Source organism: Streptomyces rectiviolaceus, from assembly GCF_039533825.1.
GTDB lineage: Bacteria > Actinomycetota > Actinomycetes > Streptomycetales > Streptomycetaceae > Streptomyces > Streptomyces rectiviolaceus.
In genome coordinates this window covers 48748-68250 of the sequence record NZ_BAAAUG010000126.1, presented here as the reverse complement: position 1 = coordinate 68250, position 19503 = coordinate 48748, and the positions used below count along the sequence as shown (strand labels likewise).

Here is a 19503-nt window from a genome sequence, read left to right as displayed (position 1 = left end):
GGACGAGATGGAGCCATCGGAACTCCGCCGCGCAGTTGATGCAGGACGGGCGACCGCTTCGGAGCTGGGCCTTGAAGTCAACGATGTGGTCGTCATCCACAACTCGGACCGCGTCGCGCTGCGTCTGGCCCCTTGCGATGTTCTGGCCCGGGTCGCGCCTCCGGGGCATCTGGCTGATTCCGAGTTCGAAGTGGAGGTTGCCCGCCGCCTCGCCGACACCGACGCTCCGGTGGCTGAGCTCGATCCCCGGGTCGCCCCCCGAGTATTTCTGCGTGACACCTTCGCCATCTCACTCTGGACCTACTACGAACCCGTGGAATCAGAGATCGCGCCGACCGACTACGCAGACGCGCTCCTGCGGCACCATGCCGCCCTGCGTCAAGTCGATCTGGACGCACCGCATTTCACCGATCGAGTCGCCGCGGCACTCAGAGAGGTGGACGACCGGGAGCGGTCCCCCGAGCTGCCCGACTCCGACCGGGAACTCCTCAGCGACACACTCAGTGGACTCAGCGCCTCGATTGGCATCACGAGCGCCGGCGACCAGCTGTTGCACGGCGAGCCGCATCCGGGGAACCTCCTCAACACGAACAGAGGGCCGCTTTTCGTAGACCTCGCCACGTGCTGTCGTGGGCCGATCGAGTTCGACCTCGCCCATGCACCCGAAGAAGTGGGAGAGCACTATGCGGGGGCCGACCACGGCCTGATTGACCGGTGCCGCGCCCTGAACTGGGCGATGTTCTCGGCCTGGCGCTGGCGCCGAGACGACCAAATGCCTGACCGGGGCCATTGGAGAGTGGAGGGGCTCAACAGGGTTCGTGCTGCACTGGACCGCTAACGTCGAAGGTTCACCGCGTCTCGTCGCGCTCGCTTCTTCTGGCGACGCGCTGGGCTTGCCCGTTGTGCACATCGCTCACCCACTCCCAACCGGGCTTGGCCGATGGGCCGATGCGTGGGTCATCGGGAGCATGGCCGTCACGCAAGGCATGCACGTACGCCCGATCCTGGTCGATCCGTACGCGTAGCTGATCAGCTCCGCCTACGGACCCGTGACCGGGGACGAGTACTTCAACGTCGCCCGCCACGCCCTCGAGCAGCCGCAGCCCGACAAGGTAATCCTCAAGCGGGTCAGCGGTGTCGTCGAGCATCGGAATCAGGACATCGGAAAGCATGTCGCCTGCGACGAGAACGCCGCACTCCTCGATCAACAACGCCGCATGGCCCGGGGCATGAGCCGGATGCTCAATAATCCGGACTTGAGGGCCATCCCAAGGAATCCGCGCGGTTTCGGCAGGCAGACCGGTAATGAGGCCGAACAGGTCCAGCGGTACATCCTCGGCGATTTCCGGCGGCAGCCCCTCGGCGACGCGGGCCTTCCAGCCCGCCTTCGCCAGCAGATCTCGCATATAGGCCGCACAGCGGGCCGTACCGTAACGGGGCGCTTCGCCGAGTTCGGCGTGCCAGAGCACGTGATCCCAATCAGGATGCGTCGAGAAGCCTGCGACAACGGGCTGGCCCAACTCGCGAATGTCGTTCGCGAGGCAGGCCATTTCATCGCCTTTGATCCCGGGGTCGACGAGCAACACGCCGGACCGGCCCCGCACGACAACCGCGTTGTTCTGGAGCAACTCGCTCTGGTGGATCAGCACACCCTCCGCGACCTGTCTCAGCACGGTGGCCCCCTCCGCTTGTGACGTGCAGTCGCTCGCTCCTCGAGACGGTACTCCTCGTCCGTCTCTCTGCGCCGACCCGGCGAACCTATGCGGTCAGAGCACTGGCCATGGCGCGCCGGACGCTCTCGTGGAGCAGGGCGCGACGCTGCTCGTGCAGTTCTGGAGGCTCTTGGGCGGTCGCGGCGTAGACATTGCTGACCGGTGACCAGGCCATGGACATGGCGATGACCATGGCCATCACGTCGAACGGGTCCCCCTCGCGCACCAGACCCGCGGCCTGCGCCTCGGCGATGGCGCGCAGCTTGCGGTCGTCGAGGCGGTCCGGGTCGTCGACCAGGTGGCCTTCGGGGCGTCGCTCCAGGCGCGCCCAGGTGGCCAGGCGGATGAGGTCGGGGCGGCGGAGGTACTCGTCGTAGAGGCGCACAGCCCAGTCCGCGAGGTCCGTGGCGTCGATGGGCACGACGTTCACGATCCGCTCCAGCGAACCGAAGAAGATGGCGTCGAAGAGCCCTTCCTTGTTCCCGAAGTAGGAATAGAGCTGCGCCTTGTTCGTGCGCGCGGCGGCCACGATCCGCTCGATGCGCGCTCCGGCGATCCCGTGCTCGGCGAATTCCTGCGTCGCCACGTCGAGGATGCGCTGGTAGGTCGCGGCTCCGCGCGTGGTCAAGGGCTGGTCGGCCATGTCCGCCAGGCTACCAAACAGAACAGTTGGTTTGCCTGAAGGGTCCGAGGCCCTCTACTCTCCAATGAAATAGACCGAACAGTCTGTCTGAGGATCCGAGGAGGGCCCCATGAGGACCACTGCGAGCTGGCAGGCCGACGGCCCGGCGTCGACGGCCGACGGCCCGGCGTCAACGCTGCGGCGGACTCCGCTGAAGCGGCGCGACCTGCGCCCCGACGACCTCGCGGTCCGTGTGGACTACTGCGGGGTCTGCCACACGGATCTGCACGCCGTCCAGGCACGCGACGACGGCCAACCCCTGGTGCCGGGGCACGAGTTCACGGGCGTGGTGACCGAGACGGGGCCCGAGGTCACAGGCTTCGCCGTCGGCGATGCGGTGGCGGTGGGCAACATCGTCGATTCGTGCGGCACGTGCGCCATGTGCCGGGCCGACCAGGAGAACTTCTGCCACGCGTTCCCGACCCTGACCTACGGCGGCGTCGACCGCCACGACGGGTCGACCACCCAAGGCGGCTACTCCCGCGAGTACGTCGTCCGCGCGGACTTCGCCTACCCGCTTCCCCCTGGCCTGGATCCGGCCGCCGCCGCTCCCCTGCTCTGCGCCGGGATCACCGTCTGGGAGCCGCTGCGTGCCCTCGATGTAGGGCCGGGGGCCCGCGTCGCCGTGGCGGGCCTTGGCGGCCTGGGCCATCTCGCCGTCAAGATCGCCGTGGCGCTCGGCGCCGAGACCTCCGTCATCAGCCGGTCGCGGGACAAGGCCGACGACGCGCATCGCCTCGGCGCCCACGAGGTGATCGTCTCCACCGATCCGGACCAGATGGCCGCCGCCCGCGACCGGTTCGACGTCGTCATCGACACCATCGCCGCCCCGCACGACCTCGGCCCTTACCTGCGCGTTGTCGCGATGGACGGGACACTCAGCCACCTCGGGCACCTCGGGCCCGTCACCCTGGAGACCACCGACCTGCTCATCGGACGCAAGCGACTGAGCTCCGCGGGAAGCGGCGGAAGGCCCGCGACCGCCGCCATGCTCGCCTTCTGTGCCGAACACGGCATCACCGCCGACATCGAGGTGCTCCCCTCGGCCCGCGTGAACGAGGCACTCGACCGGCTCCGGCGCAATGACGTCCGCTACCGATTCGTGCTCGACCTGTCCGACCTGGACTGAGAAGCCACCCGTTGCCCCTGCTCAGTGCGCGGTGAGACCGCCGTCGACGACAAGCTCCGAGCCGGTGACGAACGAGGAGTCGTCGCAGGCGAGGAAGAGAATGGCGGGCGCGATCTCGTCGGCGTGACCGGCTCGGCGCATGGGGGTGCGCTGGATGTCCGGCTGCTGATCGCCCTGCTCGTCCAGGATTTCCTGGATCATCGGCGTGGCGATCACCCCGGGGTGCAGCGAGTTGACCCGTACTCCCTGCCGCGCGTACTCGACCGCCGCGGTCTTGCTCAACAGGCGCACCGCGCCCTTGGACGCCTGATAGGCCGCGGCGGAGCCGCTTCCCACGAGTCCGAGCACCGACGACGTGTTGATGACCGAGGCGTTGCCGCCGGCGCGCAGGAGCGGCATGGCCGACTTCATGCCGAGCCAGGTGCCTTTCTGGTTCACGGCGATGACGCGGTCCCAGTCCTCCTCCCGCGTCTCTTCGATACCCGGCCAGTCCACGATGCCGGCGAGATTCACGAGCACGTCCAGCGTGCCGAACCGGTCGCGCACGAGGGCGATCACCTTCTCCCACTCCTGCGCCGAGGAGACATCGAGGTGGGCGGTGACGACCCTCGTGCCGTATTCCTCGATGCGGTGGGCCAGGTCCCGCAAGGGGCCGTCGGCGACATCGGTGATCACCAGGTGGCCGCCCTCGCGGGCGAAGAGTTCGGCGGTCGCCGCGCCGATGCCGCCGGTCGCGCCGGTGATCAGTGCGACCTTGCCGTCAAGTCGCTGCCGCGCCATGGGTGTTATGGAGGTCATGGAGGTCATGGAGGTCATGGAGGTCATGCAAATGGTCCTTGGTTCTTGTTGGTGCTGAGGGCGGTGTCGGGGCGTCTGGCTGTCGCCTCCCTGATCTCGCTGCTCGCCCCGGTAGCTGGGGCCAGGGGCCGCCTGTGCGTCACGGGGACGTCTGCTCCCGGTACAGCACGAGGTGCTCGTGGTAGAGCACGCCGCCTCGGATGTCGCCGGTCGCGGTGAAGCCGGTGTCGTCGACGTAGTCCAGGTGGCTGCCGGTCACCGTGTACCGGCCGGTGTACGCGCTGCTCCGCTCGCCGCGAGCCTCGTCGTAACGGCCGTCCGCCAAGAGTTCCTGACGGATGTGACCGTCCGCGGTCACCCACATCCCGACCACGTCGACGGTGTCTTCGTCACCAGAGGTGGTCCTGCCCATGGCCAACTCCTCTCCTCGTTGCTGCGGCTGTTGCCCGCTCCACCGAGTCTGCGCAGGTCAGGGGGCATCAACCAGGACGCGTGCTGCCTGGGTGCAGCACACCCAGGCAACGCGCCCAGCCGCCGCCTAGCCTGAAACACATGGACGACAACCACCTGGGAGACTTCCTGCGCGCACGCCGTGCCGCCCTGCGGCCGGAGGATGCCGGCATCGCGAGCCATGGAACCCGCCGCGTCGCCGGTCTGCGCCGTGAGGAGGTCGCCGTCCTGGCCGGGGTGAACTCCGACTACTACACCCGTCTGGAACAGGGGCGCGATCGCAACCCCTCACCCCAGGTCCTCAAGTCCCTCAGCCACGCGCTGCGGCTGGACGCCGATGCCCGCGCGCACCTGTACCGGTTGGCCGGGGCTTCATCGACCGATCGGTCGTCCGCCCTCACCACCGAGCGGGTCAGCCCGGCCCTCCGCCAGCTGATGGACGGCTATGGCCACACCCCGGCGTCCGTACTCAGCCCCACCCTGGACCTCCTGGCCACCAACACCCTGACCGATGCCCTCTACGCGCCCTTCGCCCCTGCGGACAACCTGGCCCGCATGGTCTTCCTCGACCCTGCGGGACGTACGTTCTACCAGGACTGGGACCGGGCGGCCGAGGCCATCGTCGCCAACCTGCGCCAGGCAGCCGGCTTCGACCCGGACCACCCGCGCCTGCGTGAACTCGTCGCCGAACTCGCCCAGCACAGCACGGACTTCACCCGCCTCTGGAAGGCTCACGCCGTGCGCGGCAAGACAAGGGACGCCAAGCACCTCCTCCACCCGGACGTCGGCCCCCTCACGCTCACCTACCAGGCCTTCGACGTACGCGATGCCCCTGGCCAGCAGCTCGTCATCTACCACGCCGATCCCGGAACCAGCACGGATGAAGCGCTGCGTCTGCTCGGCTCGGTACACGCGACGCGCACGCGTACCGGCTGAGCGGGCTGCTCCCAGGGAGCCTCCGCACGCTGTCCGCCGGTACGGCCATTGCGGCCACCGCGGCAACCATTCCGGGCCCAGCGCCCACTACGAGGCGAGCCGCTCATCGGAAACTCCCCGAAGGAGACGTTCCCATGACCATCCCCCGCTCCCCTCTGCTCGACCGGGTCAGATCCCGCTTACGGACCTCGGTACGCGCCAGGCGTCTGGCCTCCCTCGCCGGCGCCACGGGCATCGCCGCCGCGGCCGTGCTGGCCGTCCCGGGCTCGGCCGCCGCTCACGGCGTGGCCATGATGCCCGGGTCGCGCACCTACCTCTGCTACAAGGACCTGCTCGCCAACTCCTCCACCCAGATGCCGACCAACCCCGCCTGCAAGGCGGTAGTTCAGGAGGCGGGCACCACGCCGCTGTACAACTGGTTCGCGGTGCTCGACTCCAACGCGGGCGGCCGCGGCGAGGGTTACGTCGAGGACGGCACGCTGTGCAGCGCGGGCGACCGCAGCCCCTACGACTTCTCCCCGTACAACGCCGCCCGCACCGACTGGCCCGTCACCCATCTCACCGGCGGCGCCACCATCGAAGTGAACTACAGCAACTGGGCGCACCATCCCGGCGAGTTCAAGGTGTACGTCACCAAGGAGGGCTTCGACGCGGGGGAGCCGCTCGGGTGGTCGGACCTGGAGAACGTACAGACCGTCCAGAACCCGCCGCAGGAGGGCGGTCCCGGCAGCGAGTCGGGCCACTACTACTGGGACCTGCAGCTGCCCGAGCGCACCGGTCAGCACATTCTGTTCGTCCAGTGGATCCGCTCCGACAGCCAGGAGAACTTCTTCTCCTGCTCGGACGTGGTCTTCGACGGAGGCAACGGAGAGGTCACAGGCCTGACCGGCGGCGAACCTTCCGGCGCCGCGGTCACCGCGCTCGGCGCGGGCGAGGAGAACACCAAGGCCGAGGCGGTGCATGAAGGCCATGAAGGGCACGAGGGACACGCGGGGCATGGCGACGACTCGTCGACAGGGTCCCGACCCGTGGCCGACGTAACCCCGGGCATCGAGAGCGCCGCCTCCGAATCGCCCATGGGCTCCCCTGGCCCTGGCCTGGTCGGCGCCCTCGCGGGTGCCGGGGCTGTGACCCTGGCCGGTGGCACTGTCCTGCACCTGTACCTGCGCCACCGCAGGCCGACCACCGATCAGTAAGAGCCACAGAGCTGACGTGAGTCGGAAGTGACATGGCTTCTCGCCCAGGCATTCTTGGTGGCCGCCGTCCACTCCCCCACCGCCCGAGGCGGAAAATCATGTGCAGCCAAGAACTCCGCGCGTTATCGTCGGCCGTATGAACGTCACCGGCCCAGACACCACCGCGACCGCGCGAGCGACCAGCTCGCCGGTTGCCGCCGCCTGACGTACCTCCCCATTCCCACCGGCGACCGGACACGGTCCCCGGTGGTTTTCCGTGGCTCTCACGCCCGGTTCCGGTGTGCGGACCCGTTGTCCGGTGCCTCCCCGCTGTACATGCGAAGGAGCCACCCATGAACACCGAGAAGATGACCACCGAAGACATCGTCCGCACATTCGTCGAGTACTTCGAGGAGCGCGGCCACCGCCGGATCACCGGCTCGACGCTGCTGCCGCCGCCCGGCGACCCGGTGCTGTTCACCACCTCGGGGATGCATCCCCTCACCCCGTACCTGGAGGGGCAGACCCATCCGCTCGGCAGGCGCCTCGTCAATGTGCAGCGCTGTCTGCGGACTACAGACCTGGAGGAAGTCGGCGACTCGACGCATCTGACCGTCTTCGAGATGCTCGGCACCTGGTCGCTCGGCGACTACGAGGGTCCGCGGAGCCTCGACTGGGGTTACGGGCTGCTCACCGACGGCTTCGGCGTCGACCCGCGTCTGCTGCACGCCACGGTCTTCGGTGGCGACGAGCGGCTCGGGCCCGACACCTCTTCGCTGGAGCTGTGGCAAGAGCGCGGGGTGCCGGTGGAGCTCACCGTCGAGGACAACTGGTGGTCCAACGGGCCCACCGGCCCGTGCGGTCCCGACTCGGAGATCTTTCTGTGGACCGGCGACACCCCTCCCGAGTCGACGCCGACACGTGACGACCGCTGGGTGGAGGTGTGGAACCACGTGATGATGCGCCACCGTCGGCTCGTCGACGGGTCGCTCGTGCCGCTCCCCCAGCGCAACATCGACACCGGGCTCGGCCTGGAGCGGCTGGCCTCGCTGCTTCAGGGGCGGACGTCGGTGTTCGAGTGCGATCTCTTCGACCCCTGGCGTCGGCTCGTGCCGGGCCTGTGGCACATGGACGAGCCGTCGCTGCGGCTCGTCTGCGATCATCTGCGCTCGGCCATGGTGGTGATCGGCGACGGGGTACGCCCGGCCAACACCGGCCGCGGCTACGTGCTGCGCCGACTCGTACGGCGGATGCTCACCGTGCTCTGGCGAGACGACCCCTCGCATCAACTTGTCGACCTGCCGGGTGAGTTGGTGCAGCACACCCTGGAGCACTTCCGCCAGGACGTGGATCCGGACGAGGTGCGCCGGGTGCTGGTCGAGGAGGAGCGGCGGTTCAGGCGGCTCCTGGAGCAGGGCCGACAGGTACTTGCCAGGCCCCGGTTCCAGGGCCCGCTCGACGAGGAGGACCTGCACTACCTCCATGACACCCACGGTCTGCCGCGCGATCTGGTCCTGGCCTTGCGTCAGGGGTGACAGGGCGCGACGGCCTACGCCTGTGTCTCGCGGCGCTGGTCAGTGACCGTGCGCAACACATCGACCAGCGCCGCGACCGCCGGGCGGTGTTCGGCAGAGGCGCGGCAGACCACGACGACGTGCCGCTCGATCCGCTCGCGCAGCGGCACCACATCGAAGCGTGAGGCGCGCAGGCCGAGCATCAGCTCGGTCACCGTGCTCACGCCGATGCCCGCCTCGACGAGGGCCAGGGTCGCCGCCGTGTCGGTGACTTCGTGCTGCACGTCCGGTTCGAGGCCGGCACGGCGGCAGGCGGTGCGCACGGCGCGGCCGTAGTAGCTGTCGGCCGACGGCAGGATCCACGCCAGGTCGCGGGTGTCGGCAAGGGCGGCGCGGTCGCGGCCCGCCATCCAGCCGGTGGGCACCGCGAGGGCGAAGCGCTCGCGGTAGAGCCGGGTCACCCGCAGAGCGGCGTCGCGCGGGATGGGCACGTCCGGGTGGTCCAGGCCGAGCGCCAGGTCCACGCCTCCCGAGGCGACGGCGTCGTACACCTCGTCCACGTCCATGTCGCGGCTGTGCACGGCCAGCTCGGGGTGGGCCGCGTGCATCTGGCGCAGGGCGGGCGGCAGGATCTCGGCGGCGGCCGTGGCGAACAGGCCGACCCGCAGGGTGCCGCAGACCACGCCGCCGCCGCGCTCAAGCTCCTCGACGGCTTCGGCCTCCGTGGCCAGGATCCGCTCGGCGTGCCGCGCCAGCGCGGTCCCGGCGTCGGTGAGCTCCACCCGGCGGCCCGCCCTGCGCAGCAGCGGAGTGCCCGCGGCCTTCTCCAGTGCGGCGATCTGCTGGGAGACACCGCCCGGGGTGTAGCCCAGGGCCTGCGCGACGGCGGTGACGGTGCCGCGCCGGGTCAGCTCGACCAGGGACCGCAGCTGAGCACTGGTCCAATCCATGGAGCGACCATATAGAGATCGTCAAAGATCAGGAGCAGTAACTGTTCATGGACGTCAACGGTGGGGTTGCGTCACGATGACGGACAGCTAGCTGATCAGTGCCCCTCAAGTTACTGACCAAGTTACTGACGGCCATGCCCCGCCCGTGGACTGACGCCTCTTCAGGCCCGTCGCTCCGGGTGACGGCCTCTGGAAGGGATCGGCCTTTTGTCCTCCTCACCGTGTCCGTCCACCGCCCCCGCCCCTGCCCCCGCCTTCGCCGCTCTCCCGCCGACCGCCGACGTCGTGATCGTCGGCGGGGGCGTGATGGGCGCCTCCATCGCCTTCCACCTCGCCGAGGCAGGGGTGCGTGACATCGTCGTCGTCGAACGCGGCGAGCTCGCCTGCGGCAGCTCCGGCAAACCGATCGGCGGGGTGCGCGCCCACTTCTCCGACCCGCTCAACATCGAGCTCGGCAGCCGGAGTCTGCGCGCCTTTCAGGACTTCCCGCACCGGCCCGGCGCGGACATCCGCCTGGACACCGTGGGCTATCTCTTCCTGCTCACCGGCGAGCGGCAGGCCGCGGATTTCACCGAGAGCGTCCGGCTCCAGAACAGTCTGGGCGTGCCGAGCCGCGTGGTCGACGCCGACGAGGCCCGGCGTCTGTGCCCGTATCTGAGCACCGACGGCCTGGTGGCGGCCGTCCACTCCCCCACCGACGGGCACGCACGCCCCGGCCTTGTCGTGCACGGGTACGCCGACGCGGCGGCCGGGGCGGGCGTCCGCTTCGCCACGCACACCCGCGTGACCGGCATGGACACCACCGCTGACCGTGTGAGCGCGGTGCACACCGACCGTGGCGCCGTCGCCTGCTCCACCGTGATCTGTACGGCGGGCGCCTGGTCCGGTCAGATCGGTGCCATGGCCGGCGTCGACCTTCCCGTCCGGCCGGTGCGCCGCCAACTGGCCTTCACCGAAAGGCTTTCCCCTCCGGCCCCGCGGATCCCGTTCACCATCGACTTCACCTCGTCCGCGTACTTCCACAACAGCGCCGACGGGCTGCTGTTCGGCCTTGCCGACCCCCGCCAGGCCGAAGGCTTCGACACCACTTGGACCTCGGAGTGGCTCGACCTGTTCCAGGACGTCGTACGCCACCGCGCCCCCGCCCTCGCCGAGATGCCGATCGCCGACGGATGGGCAGGACTGTACGAGGTCACGCCCGACCACAACGCGCTGATAGGCCGCTCCGGCGAGCTGCCCAACTTCCTCTACGCCACGGGCTTCTCGGGCCACGGCTTCCTCCAGGCACCTGCTGTCGGCGAGATCGTGCGCGACCTGCACCTGGAGCGCGAGCCATGTGTCGACATCACACCGATGAGCGCCGACCGCTTCCGGACCGGGGACGCGAGCCGCCCCGAGGCCCACGTCGTCTGACCCCTCTACCGTGTCCGATCCCGCATCGACCCCGCATCGACCCCGCATCGACCCGTATCGATCCCGTATCCGAACACTCGAAAGGCAGACCTTCCATGATCAGCCAGTGGCAGCTGCGGGCCGCCTTCGCCGCACGGCTCTCGGAGATGTACGGGCGAGAAGTCCCCGCCTACAACACGCTCGTGGACGTCTCACGCGAGGTCAACGAGGACACCTTGCGCGCGCAGGGTGCCGATGCCGAACGGTTCGGCTCCATCAGCCGGGTCACCGCCGAACGGCACGGCGCCATCCGCGTGGGAACCCCCACCGAACTGCGCCACGTCGCGCGGGTCTTCGGCGCCCTCGGCATGCGTCCGGTGGGCTTCTACGACCTGCGGGAGGCGGCCGCGAGCGCGGTGCCGGTCGTCTCGACGGCGTTCCGCCCGGTGGACGCCGAGGAGTTGGCGCGCAACCCGTTCCGTGTCTTCACCTCGATGCTCACGCCCGCGGACCCGCGCTTCTTCGACGCCGGCCTGCGCTCGCGCCTGGAGACGTTCCTGGCCGGGCGCGAGCTGTTCCCGGCGGAGCTACTCGCCCTGGCCGACCGGGCAGAGGCCGAGCGGGAACTGCCCGATGCGGATGCCGAGCGCTTCCTCCATCTCGCCGTCCAGGCCTTCGAGTTGTCCGTCGAACCGATCGACAAGGCTTGGTACGAGGAGCTGGAGAGGGTCTCCGCGGTCGCCGCGGACATCGGCGGCGTCCGCTCCACCCACATCAACCACCTCACGCCGCGCGTCCTGGACATCGACGAGCTGTACCGGCGGATGACCGACCGCGGCATCGAGATGATCGACACCATCCAGGGCCCGCCCGGCTGGAAGGGCCCCGACCTGCTGCTGCGCCAGACGTCCTTCCGCGCCCTTGCCGAACCGCGCGCCCTGCGCCTGCCCGACGGCAGCGTGACCCGCGGCGCGCTGCGGGTGCGGTTCGGCGAGGTCGAGGCCCGCGGCATCGCCCTCACCCCCGCGGGCCGCGCGCTCTACGACCGTCTGCTCACCCTCGTCGACGACGAGGCGACCCGGCACCCCGCAGCCGACCGCACCGATCTGGCCCGCACCCTGTGGGCCGCACACGTCCCCGCCACCGAGCGCGAACTCGCCGCGCGGGAGCTGGCCTACTTCACCTACCGCGTCGCACCCGACCGCCCGCGCAACGGTTCCCAACCTCCCACCACCATCGGCGAGTTGGAGAGCCAGGGCTGGGTGCGAGCCGAACCCGTCGTCTACGAGGACTTCCTGCCCCGCTCCGCCGCCGGCATCTTCCAGTCGAACCTCAGCGGCGAGGGCTCCCGGAACGCCGAGCAGGAAGGAGCCGCGTACGACAGCGACTGGCTCTCCGGCGCCGTCGACCGCGAAGTCCTCGACCCGTTCGCCCTGTACGAGCACCAGCAGAGCCTCTCGATCACCGAGGCCGGCCGCGAACTGGGCCTGGACCTCGACGGCGCGCACCACTGATCCCTCGACCCGCACCCCCGCCCGCACACCTCACCCAGGGAGAACCATGACCGGCACCACCGCCCTGCCGCCCAGCACCGACGACCTGCGCGCCCGTGCCCTCACGAGCCTGCGGAGCATCGGCGTGACGGTCCCGGAAGGCAGCGACTTCCAGGCGCGTACGCCCATCACGGGCGAGGACCTGTTCGGCCTGACCGCGGCAACCGCCGCCGACGCCGAGGACGCCGTCGCCGCCGCCCGCGAGGCATTCCTCGCCTGGCGCGCCACCCAGGCGCCCCGCCGGGGCGAACTCGTGCGGCGCCTGGGCGAGTTGCTGCGTGACCACAAGAGCGACCTGGCCGACCTGATCACCATCGAGGCGGGCAAGATCCGCTCGGAGGCGCTGGGCGAGGTCCAGGAGATGATCGACATCTGTGAGTTCGCGGTCGGCCTCTCGCGACAGCTCTACGGCCGCACCATCGCCTCCGAGCGCCCCGGCCACCGTCTCGCCGAGACCTGGCACCCGCTGGGCGTGGTCGGCGTGATCTCCGCGTTCAACTTCCCCGCAGCGGTCTGGTCGTGGAACACCGCGGTGGCGCTGACCTGCGGCGACACCGTGGTCTGGAAGCCGTCCGAGCTGACTCCGCTGATCTCCCTGGCCTGCGACCGGCTGTTGGCCCAGGCTGCGCGGGAAGTCGGCGCCCCCGGCGACGTGCACCGTCTCCTGCTCGGCGACCGCGCGGTGGGCGAGCGCCTTGTCGACGACCCGCGTGTCGCGCTCGTCAGCGCCACCGGCTCCACCCGCATGGGCCGCGAGGTCGGCCCGCGCGTGGCGGCCCGGTTCGGGCGCACCCTGCTCGAACTCGGGGGCAACAACGCGGCGATCGTGGCGCCTTCGGCCGACCTCGACCTCGCGGTGCAGGGCATCGTGTTCGCCGCGGCGGGCACGGCGGGCCAGCGCTGCACCACGCTGCGCCGCCTCATCGTCCACCGCGACATCGCCGACACCCTCGTCGCGCGCCTGACGGCCGCCTACACGAAGCTTCCCATCGGCGACCCGTTCGACGAGAACACCCTCGTCGGCCCGCTCATCTCGCCCGCCGCCCTCGACGGTATGCAGGACTCGCTCGCCCGCGTTCAGGCGCAGGGCGGCAAGATCCTCGCCGGCGGGAACCGGCGCCTGGCGGACGCGGCGCCGCAGGCCGCGTACACCGAACCGGTCGTCGTCCGCGTCGACGAACAGACCGACGTCGTACGCCAGGAGACCTTCGCCCCCATCCTGTACGTCCTCACCTACGACACCCTGGAGGAGGCCATCGCACTGCACAACGACGTCCCGCAGGGGCTGTCCTCCAGCATCTTTACCCGCGACCAGCAGGAGGCCGAGCTCTTCCTGTCGTCCGAGGGCTCCGACTGCGGCATCGCCAACGTCAACATCGGCACGTCCGGCGCCGAGATCGGAGGCGCGTTCGGCGGTGAGAAGGAGACCGGCGGCGGACGCGAGTCCGGCTCCGACGCCTGGCGCGCGTACATGCGCCCGGCCACCAACACCATCAACTACTCCAGCCGCCTCGCCCTGGCCCAGAACGTCAGCTTCCTCTAGACGACTGGACGACGGGAGGCAGCCCGCGGCCGGACAGGCCGGACAGCGCGGCGCCCCTTGGAACGGGGGTCACCAAGGGGCGCCGCTGAACGCTGCCCAGGGCTGTTCAGGCCCTCAAAGGTCGCGGCGGAAGAACTCCACGATCACCGCCCAAAGGGCACGGCCCACCAGGGCCGCCGTGATACGTGTCGCGAGATCCTGCCCCACCTTTGTCCGCATGGACGACTTGCGCTCGGCCATATCTCCTCCTCTCGGTTGTGGGGCGCCCACTCGGCCGCCGTACGACGGCCGACCCGGGCGCTCCTCCCCCAGCGCGAGGCAGAGACGGGAGCAACATACCGATGGGCGGGGGGAGTTCGGAAGTACGCCGCCGAACTCCTGCTCCCCTGCCGGAACACGGAGGCTCTCAGGCTCCCCGCAGCGAGTTTTGTCAGATGCGTTGACGAACCAACTACCTGCTCCTAGCTTCGAGTCGCCGCGCTTCGTATGTCATATACGAGACGCGGTATGCCATACGCGGTGTACGCACGCCGTGTGTTGGCGCAGTCGGCCAGAGTTCGGAGGAGGAGAACCCCCATCATGAGTTCCCGCATACGCAAGGGCCCACGTCGAGCCGCCCCCACAGCCATAGCCCTGACCCTCCTCCTCGGCATCACCGCCACAGCCTGCGGGGACGACGGGTCCGGCATCGCGGGCGAAGAGGGCAGCGAAGGCTCGGGCAAGGGGACCATCACCTTCTGGGACAACAACACGGCCGTCCGCCGCGACATCTGGATGGAGATCATCAAGGACTTCGAGGAGAAGTACCCCGACATCAAGGTCGACTACGTCGGCGTCCCTGCCGAGAACGCCCAGTCGAAGTACGACAACTCCATCCAGGGCGGCGGCCTTCCGGACGTCGGCGGCGTCGGCGCCGCCATGCTCGCCGCCATCGCGGCCCAGGGCGCGCTTGAACCGCTGCAGGACCGGCTGGCCGACAGTCCTCTGGACGGCGAGCTCAGCAAGAGCATGCTCGCGTCGACGACTTCGGCGGGCGGGACGTCGCAGCTGCTGATGGTCCCGACCTCCGCGAACAACGGCGTCCTGTACTACCGCACCGACCTCTTCAAGGCCGCCGGTCTGGACGCGCCGACCACCTGGAGCAAGTTCTACGAGGCGGCGGACCACCTCACCGCCAGGGACAAGAACCAGTTCGGCTACACCATCCGCGGCGGTGTCGGATCCATCGCCCAGGCCCTGGACGCGATGTACGGACAGAGCGGCATCAAGTCCTTCTGGAACGCCGACGAGACGAAGACCACGGTCAACGACCCGAAGAACGTCGCCGCCCTGGAGAAGTACACGGCCCTCTACAAGAAGACGACCCCGGCCGCCGACCTCAACAACAACTTCACGCAGATGGTCGCCCAGTGGGACGGCGGCCGGATCGGCATGCTCAGCCACAACCTGGGCTCCTACCAGGACCACGTGAAAGCCCTCGGCCCCGGAAAGTTCCGTGGTCTGCCGAACCCGAAGGCGGCGGGCGGCAAGCGCGTGCAGGTGTCCAACCCCATCGACGGGCTCTCGATCTTCAAGACCAGCACCAAGAAGAAGGCTGCCTGGAAGTTCATCGAGTTCGCCTCCTCCCACAAGGCGAGCTCCAAGTTCAACGAGTCGGCCGGTCTGATCCCCGCCAACCAGAAGGCGGTCAAGGACGCCTGGGTCGAGAAGTCCGAGCCGACACGGCTGGCAGCCGAAGCGCTCAACTCCCCTGCCACCGCGATCGTTCAGCTGCCGTACTACCTGCCCGACTGGAACACGATCTCCAAGGCCGACAACGAACCCGCCTTCCAGAAGGTCATGCTCGGAAAGACCGGCGCGAAGGACTTCTTGGACGACCTCGCCGACCAGCTCAACACCGCGCAGGCCGACTGGAAGCGGCAGAACTCCTGATCAGGGGTTGAGGGTGAGGCCGGCGGCGACGGGCAGGTGGTCGCTGCCGGTGGCGGGCAGCGTCCGGACGTGGGTGACGGTCGCCGAGCGGGTCATGACGTGGTCGATCCGGGAGACGGGGAAGGCGGCGGGCCAGCTGAAGGCGAAGTCCCGTCCCGCAGAGTCGAGGCGGGTGGTGACCGGGTCCAGGCCGCGGTCGTCCACCGTGCCGTTGAGGTCGCCAAGCAGGATCACCCTGTCCAGCTTCTCGGCGTCCAGCGTCGCGCCCAGCAGACCGGCGCTCTCGTCCCGTCGCCCTGAACTGAAGCCGCGCCACTGGACGCGGACCGAGGGCAAGTGGGCGACGTACACCGCGACATCACCCCATGGCGTACGGGCCCTCGCCCGCACCCCACGGTTCCAGTCCTTCCCGACCCCCTCCGGCCTGATGTCCACCGTCCGGACATCCGTCAGCGGATGCTTCGACCAGAGTCCGACCGTGCCCCGCACCGCCCGGTAGGGATATTGCGGCGCCAAGGCTTTCTCGTACACCGGAAGCGCGGAGGGCGTCAGCTCCTCCAGGGCGATGAGATCCGGCCCGGAGCCGGTCAGGGCGCGGGCGGTGCCCGCAGGGTCGGCGTTCACGTCGCTGACGTTGTGCTGGACGGCCATGATGTCGTGGGCGCCACCGTCCCCTGCCGCCACTCGCCCGCCGAAGAGACTCCCCCAGACGGCGGCGGGCAGCAACAGGGCCACCAGCGCGATGGCCGAGCGGCGCAGCAGGGCAAGGACGAGCAGCAGGGGAACGGTCAGGCCGAGCCAGGGCAGGAACGTCTCGAGGAGGCTGCCGAAACGGCCGACGGTGTTGGGCACGGCGGCGTGGAACGCCAGCAGGCCTGCGGTCAAGGCGGCGAGCGCCGCGAGAATCCTGCCGCGCGCCCAGGGCGACCGGCCTGTCGCGCCCGCGCCCCACCGCAGCCAGTCGCCGCGACGACGCAGCCACCGCCACAGCCGTAGCCGCAGCCGCGCAGTCGGCGTCCCCGGCACCGCGCCGCTGTCCACCCGCTCCACTCAGCTCCCCCGTCCCCGCCGTCTCCCCCGCTCCCCCGGCCGTGAGCGCAATGCGCCTGGTAGGACGCCACCATCGGGTGATCAGGTTCCGGCCGGCGGATGCGGCTTGCGCGGGCAACGGGAAGACTGGGTGGGGCGTGCCCGCACGCAGGCACGCACCCACACGCTGTCCGTTCGAAGGGACCTACCGTGGCCGATCTCTACGCCCTTGTCGCAGAGCACCTCGAGAAGGCCCGCACCTCCGCACACGGACGCAGCGCCGAGCTGCTCCTGCACGACGGTCCGCTGCGGCAGAGCCTCATCGTGCTCACCACCGGACACGAGCTCGGTGAGCACGAGACGCCCACGGCCGCCACCCTGTTCGTCCTGCGCGGGCGGGTCGGGCTCACCACGGCGAGCGACACGCTCGAACTGGGCGAGGGCGAGTTCGCGCCCGTACCGCACGAGCGCCACGGCCTGACCGCGCTGGACGACTCGGCCGTGGTGCTGACGGCCGTCACCGAGGTCTGAGCGGAAGGCGCTACTGCGGTGCGACGGCCTTGAGCCACTCCTCGACGGAGACGACCTCCGCCCACTGCGGGAACAGCTTTCCGATCAGGAGCGCGTGCACCTCGGGGTCCAGGTCGAGGCAGGCGTCCGACAGGACGGTGAGTCCGAGGTCCCGGTCGTTCGCGTGACACGCGGTGTGCAGTACTACGCCGCTGGTGGCGATGCCGGTGAGAACCAGATTGTCGATGTCGCGCGCCCTGAGCACCAGGTCCAGATCACTGCCCGAGAACGCGCTCCCGCGCCGCTTGGTGACCACGGTGTCGCCCGGCCGGGGCGCGATGTCGGGGTGGATCTCGGTGCCGGGCTCGCCCTCGGTGTGCAGGCCCGCACGCACCACGGCGGTGAGCGCCTTGTTGCGGGTGCTGACGTACGCGTCGCCCGGCCGTAACGCGATGGCCACGTAGATCACGGGGATGTCCGCCGCGCGGGCGCCGTCGATCGCCCGGCGCAGGCGCGGCAGATATCCCGAGCCGTCGTCGGCGAGGTCCACGATCTCGCGCTGGACGTCCATCACGAGGAGGGCGCTGTTCACGCTGTTCGCACTGTCTGCCGTGGCTGCGTTCACGGCCGCACCGCCACGGCATCCACCTCGAACAGCATCCCCGGCAGCGCGAGAGAAGCCACGCCGCTCAGCGTCTGGGCCGGGAGCCGGTCACCGAAGCGGGCGTGCAGCGCCTTGCCCAGGGCCTCCAGCTTGTCCAGGTCGTGGTCGACGATGAAGGTGCCGAGCCGGACCACGTGCTCGTATCCGAGGCCGACCCCCTCCAGGGCCGACCGCAGCCTGTCGAAGGCCAGGTCCACCTGGGCGGCGAAGGCGCCGGGCACAGGGGCGCCGGTGGCGTCGGAGGCGTACTGGCCGCCGATGAAGACGAGTTCGCCGGGCGCCGATGCGGCGTGGCTGTAGCCGAACGGTGTCGGGTCGTGGAGGGTCGGCGGGTTGGTGATCGTGCGCTGATCGGTCGTCATGTCTCGTCGAACATCCAGCGAGGGCCCGCCCATTCCGCTGCTTCGTAGGCAATCCCCGTCCGGTGCGATCATGGCGCGTGATGAACGCCGATGAAGAGTGTGCCGAGCGCGAGCCCGCGGTGGACGGGTGGCCGGACGTCCCGGGTGACACCGCCCTCACCATCAGGGTCCCCGAAGCCGACCGGCTGGTCCGGGCAGGGTTCCCGGCCCATGTGACAGTGCTCTACCCCTTCGTGCACGAGAGCCGTCTCGACGCCGCGGCCCACCGCGATCTGTCCGGTCTCTTCGCCGGGCACGACGCCTTCACCCTTGCCTTCGCCGAGTTCGCCCGCTATCCCGGCGTGCTCTACCTCGATCCGTGGCCGCACACCCCGATCACGGCCCTTGCCAAGGACCTCACCCGGCGCTGGCCGGATGCGGTGCCCTACCGGGGAATATTCGACACCCCGCTCGCCCCGCATCTGACGGTCGCGAACAGTGAGGGCCCCGCGACCCAGGACGCGGCGTACGACGCGCTGCAGGCCGAGCTCGAGCCCCTCCTGCCGCTGAGCTGCCGCGTCCGCGCGGTACACCTCATCGTCTGGGATGGCACACGCTGGCAGGACCGCACCGAGTACCCCCTCGGCCTCTCGGCGGGAAGCAGCACCGCCGCCCGAGATGCACGACTCCCCTTTCAGGGATATGCCTGAGTCATCGGAATCGACTCCGCGCCCTCGCGGGGACTCCGTGAAAGGGGCATCCTCCATGGACGACTACCCGCTGCTGAATCTGTTCCTGACGATGCTGTACCTCTTCCTGTGGATCATGTGGTTCTTCCTGCTGTTCAAGGTGATCACCGACCTGTTCCGTGATCACACGCTCAGCGGTTGGTGGAAGGCCGGCTGGCTCATCTTCGTGCTGGTCCTCCCGTTCCTCGGGGTCCTCGTGTACCTAATCGCCCGCGGGCGCAGCATGAGCGAACGGGATGTGGCTCAGGCCAAGGAACAGGAGCAGGCGTTCCGCGCGTACGTACAGAAGGCGGCCGGTTCCGCAGGACCGGGCGGCGGTCACGTCGACGAGCTGGCGAGACTCGCCGAGCTGAGGAAGAACGGCGACATCACGACCGAGGAGTACGAGAAGGCGAAGGACAAGGTGCTGGCCTGAGCGGTGGCCACCTCGGCCACCGCCCGCTG

At 69.6% G+C, this 19503-nt stretch carries 21 protein-coding genes; 12 read left to right on the top strand and 9 right to left on the bottom strand.

The window, feature by feature from the left end:
* Positions 1 to 7 precede the first annotated feature (7 nt).
* Complete coding sequence (locus tag ABD378_RS31405) at positions 8 to 838, top strand: phosphotransferase (protein ID WP_344526361.1); 831 nt, start codon at positions 8 to 10, stop codon at positions 836 to 838.
* 10 nt (positions 839 to 848) lie between these two features.
* Here the strand turns inward: ABD378_RS31405 and ABD378_RS31400 are convergent, their stop codons facing one another.
* Together ABD378_RS31400 and ABD378_RS31395 are read right to left on the bottom strand one after the other, a co-directional pair.
* The gene (locus ABD378_RS31400; RefSeq protein ID WP_344526359.1) at positions 849 to 1673 is read right to left on the bottom strand and encodes an MBL fold metallo-hydrolase; all 825 of its coding nucleotides are present in this window, start codon (positions 1671 to 1673) and stop codon (positions 849 to 851) included.
* Between the two features lie 85 nt (positions 1674 to 1758).
* The gene (locus ABD378_RS31395; protein WP_344526357.1) at positions 1759 to 2355 is read right to left on the bottom strand and encodes a TetR/AcrR family transcriptional regulator; all 597 of its coding nucleotides are present in this window, start codon (positions 2353 to 2355) and stop codon (positions 1759 to 1761) included.
* 109 nt (positions 2356 to 2464) lie between these two features.
* On the opposite strand from ABD378_RS31395, the gene ABD378_RS31390 reads away from it, so the two are divergent.
* Complete coding sequence (locus tag ABD378_RS31390; RefSeq protein WP_344526355.1) at positions 2465 to 3523, top strand: NAD(P)-dependent alcohol dehydrogenase; 1059 nt, start codon at positions 2465 to 2467, stop codon at positions 3521 to 3523.
* 21 nt (positions 3524 to 3544) lie between these two features.
* Here ABD378_RS31390 and ABD378_RS31385 read toward each other — a convergent pair whose 3' ends face one another.
* A complete protein-coding gene (locus ABD378_RS31385; RefSeq protein ID WP_344526410.1) occupies positions 3545 to 4303 on the bottom strand; it encodes an SDR family NAD(P)-dependent oxidoreductase in 759 nt (252 codons plus the stop codon).
* A gap of 157 nt (positions 4304 to 4460) precedes the next feature.
* Complete coding sequence (locus ABD378_RS31380; protein ID WP_344526353.1) at positions 4461 to 4733, bottom strand: Atu4866 domain-containing protein; 273 nt, start codon at positions 4731 to 4733, stop codon at positions 4461 to 4463.
* Positions 4734 to 4873: 140 nt separating this feature from the next.
* On the opposite strand from ABD378_RS31380, the gene ABD378_RS31375 reads away from it, so the two are divergent.
* From ABD378_RS31375 to ABD378_RS31365, 3 genes are all read left to right on the top strand, one after another.
* Positions 4874 to 5707 carry a helix-turn-helix domain-containing protein gene (locus ABD378_RS31375; protein ID WP_344526351.1) on the top strand — a complete coding sequence of 278 codons (834 nt, stop codon included), beginning with the start codon at positions 4874 to 4876 and terminating at the stop codon, positions 5705 to 5707.
* A gap of 134 nt (positions 5708 to 5841) precedes the next feature.
* Entirely contained in the window at positions 5842 to 6903 is a 1062-nt protein-coding gene (locus tag ABD378_RS31370; protein ID WP_344526349.1) for a lytic polysaccharide monooxygenase auxiliary activity family 9 protein, read from the top strand.
* Positions 6904 to 7250: 347 nt separating this feature from the next.
* Positions 7251 to 8417 (top strand): alanine--tRNA ligase-related protein, encoded by a 1167-nt coding sequence (locus tag ABD378_RS31365; protein WP_344526408.1) that lies wholly within the window; start codon positions 7251 to 7253, stop codon positions 8415 to 8417.
* Between the two features lie 14 nt (positions 8418 to 8431).
* On the opposite strand, the gene ABD378_RS31360 is transcribed toward ABD378_RS31365, so the two are convergent.
* Positions 8432 to 9346 (bottom strand): LysR family transcriptional regulator, encoded by a 915-nt coding sequence (locus tag ABD378_RS31360; RefSeq protein WP_344526347.1) that lies wholly within the window; start codon positions 9344 to 9346, stop codon positions 8432 to 8434.
* A 207-nt stretch (positions 9347 to 9553) separates the two neighbouring features.
* Here ABD378_RS31360 and ABD378_RS31355 point away from each other — a divergent pair, with 207 nt between their 5' ends.
* From ABD378_RS31355 to amaB, 3 genes are all read left to right on the top strand, one after another.
* Positions 9554 to 10759 (top strand): NAD(P)/FAD-dependent oxidoreductase, encoded by a 1206-nt coding sequence (locus ABD378_RS31355; RefSeq protein ID WP_344526345.1) that lies wholly within the window; start codon positions 9554 to 9556, stop codon positions 10757 to 10759.
* Positions 10760 to 10854: 95 nt separating this feature from the next.
* Positions 10855 to 12252 carry a 2-oxoadipate dioxygenase/decarboxylase gene (gene hglS, locus ABD378_RS31350; RefSeq protein ID WP_344526343.1) on the top strand — a complete coding sequence of 466 codons (1398 nt, stop codon included), beginning with the start codon at positions 10855 to 10857 and terminating at the stop codon, positions 12250 to 12252.
* 46 nt (positions 12253 to 12298) lie between these two features.
* Positions 12299 to 13834: an L-piperidine-6-carboxylate dehydrogenase gene (amaB, locus tag ABD378_RS31345; protein ID WP_344526341.1), complete on the top strand. Its 1536-nt coding sequence runs from the start codon at positions 12299 to 12301 to the stop codon at positions 13832 to 13834.
* Between the two features lie 114 nt (positions 13835 to 13948).
* On the opposite strand, the gene ABD378_RS31340 is transcribed toward amaB, so the two are convergent.
* Positions 13949 to 14074: a hypothetical protein gene (locus ABD378_RS31340; protein ID WP_344526339.1), complete on the bottom strand. Its 126-nt coding sequence runs from the start codon at positions 14072 to 14074 to the stop codon at positions 13949 to 13951.
* Between the two features lie 339 nt (positions 14075 to 14413).
* Here ABD378_RS31340 and ABD378_RS31335 point away from each other — a divergent pair, with 339 nt between their 5' ends.
* A complete protein-coding gene (locus tag ABD378_RS31335; RefSeq protein ID WP_344526337.1) occupies positions 14414 to 15766 on the top strand; it encodes an ABC transporter substrate-binding protein in 1353 nt (450 codons plus the stop codon).
* On the opposite strand, the gene ABD378_RS31330 is transcribed toward ABD378_RS31335, so the two are convergent.
* A complete protein-coding gene (locus ABD378_RS31330; RefSeq protein ID WP_386546922.1) occupies positions 15767 to 16723 on the bottom strand; it encodes an endonuclease/exonuclease/phosphatase family protein in 957 nt (318 codons plus the stop codon).
* Positions 16724 to 17005: 282 nt separating this feature from the next.
* Here ABD378_RS31330 and ABD378_RS31325 point away from each other — a divergent pair, with 282 nt between their 5' ends.
* The gene (locus ABD378_RS31325; protein ID WP_344526335.1) at positions 17006 to 17326 is read left to right on the top strand and encodes a cupin domain-containing protein; all 321 of its coding nucleotides are present in this window, start codon (positions 17006 to 17008) and stop codon (positions 17324 to 17326) included.
* Positions 17327 to 17336: 10 nt separating this feature from the next.
* On the opposite strand, the gene ABD378_RS31320 is transcribed toward ABD378_RS31325, so the two are convergent.
* Positions 17337 to 17897: a cysteine hydrolase family protein gene (locus tag ABD378_RS31320; protein ID WP_344526333.1), complete on the bottom strand. Its 561-nt coding sequence runs from the start codon at positions 17895 to 17897 to the stop codon at positions 17337 to 17339.
* A gap of 29 nt (positions 17898 to 17926) precedes the next feature.
* A complete protein-coding gene (locus ABD378_RS31315; protein WP_344526331.1) occupies positions 17927 to 18331 on the bottom strand; it encodes a RidA family protein in 405 nt (134 codons plus the stop codon).
* An 80-nt stretch (positions 18332 to 18411) separates the two neighbouring features.
* Here ABD378_RS31315 and ABD378_RS31310 point away from each other — a divergent pair, with 80 nt between their 5' ends.
* Both ABD378_RS31310 and ABD378_RS31305 read left to right on the top strand, forming a co-directional pair.
* On the top strand, positions 18412 to 19020 hold the full coding sequence (locus ABD378_RS31310; RefSeq protein WP_344526329.1) for a 2'-5' RNA ligase family protein: 609 nt from the start codon (positions 18412 to 18414) through the stop codon (positions 19018 to 19020).
* A 55-nt stretch (positions 19021 to 19075) separates the two neighbouring features.
* Complete coding sequence (locus ABD378_RS31305) at positions 19076 to 19474, top strand: SHOCT domain-containing protein (RefSeq protein ID WP_344526327.1); 399 nt, start codon at positions 19076 to 19078, stop codon at positions 19472 to 19474.
* The last annotated feature ends 29 nt before the right edge of the window (positions 19475 to 19503 follow it).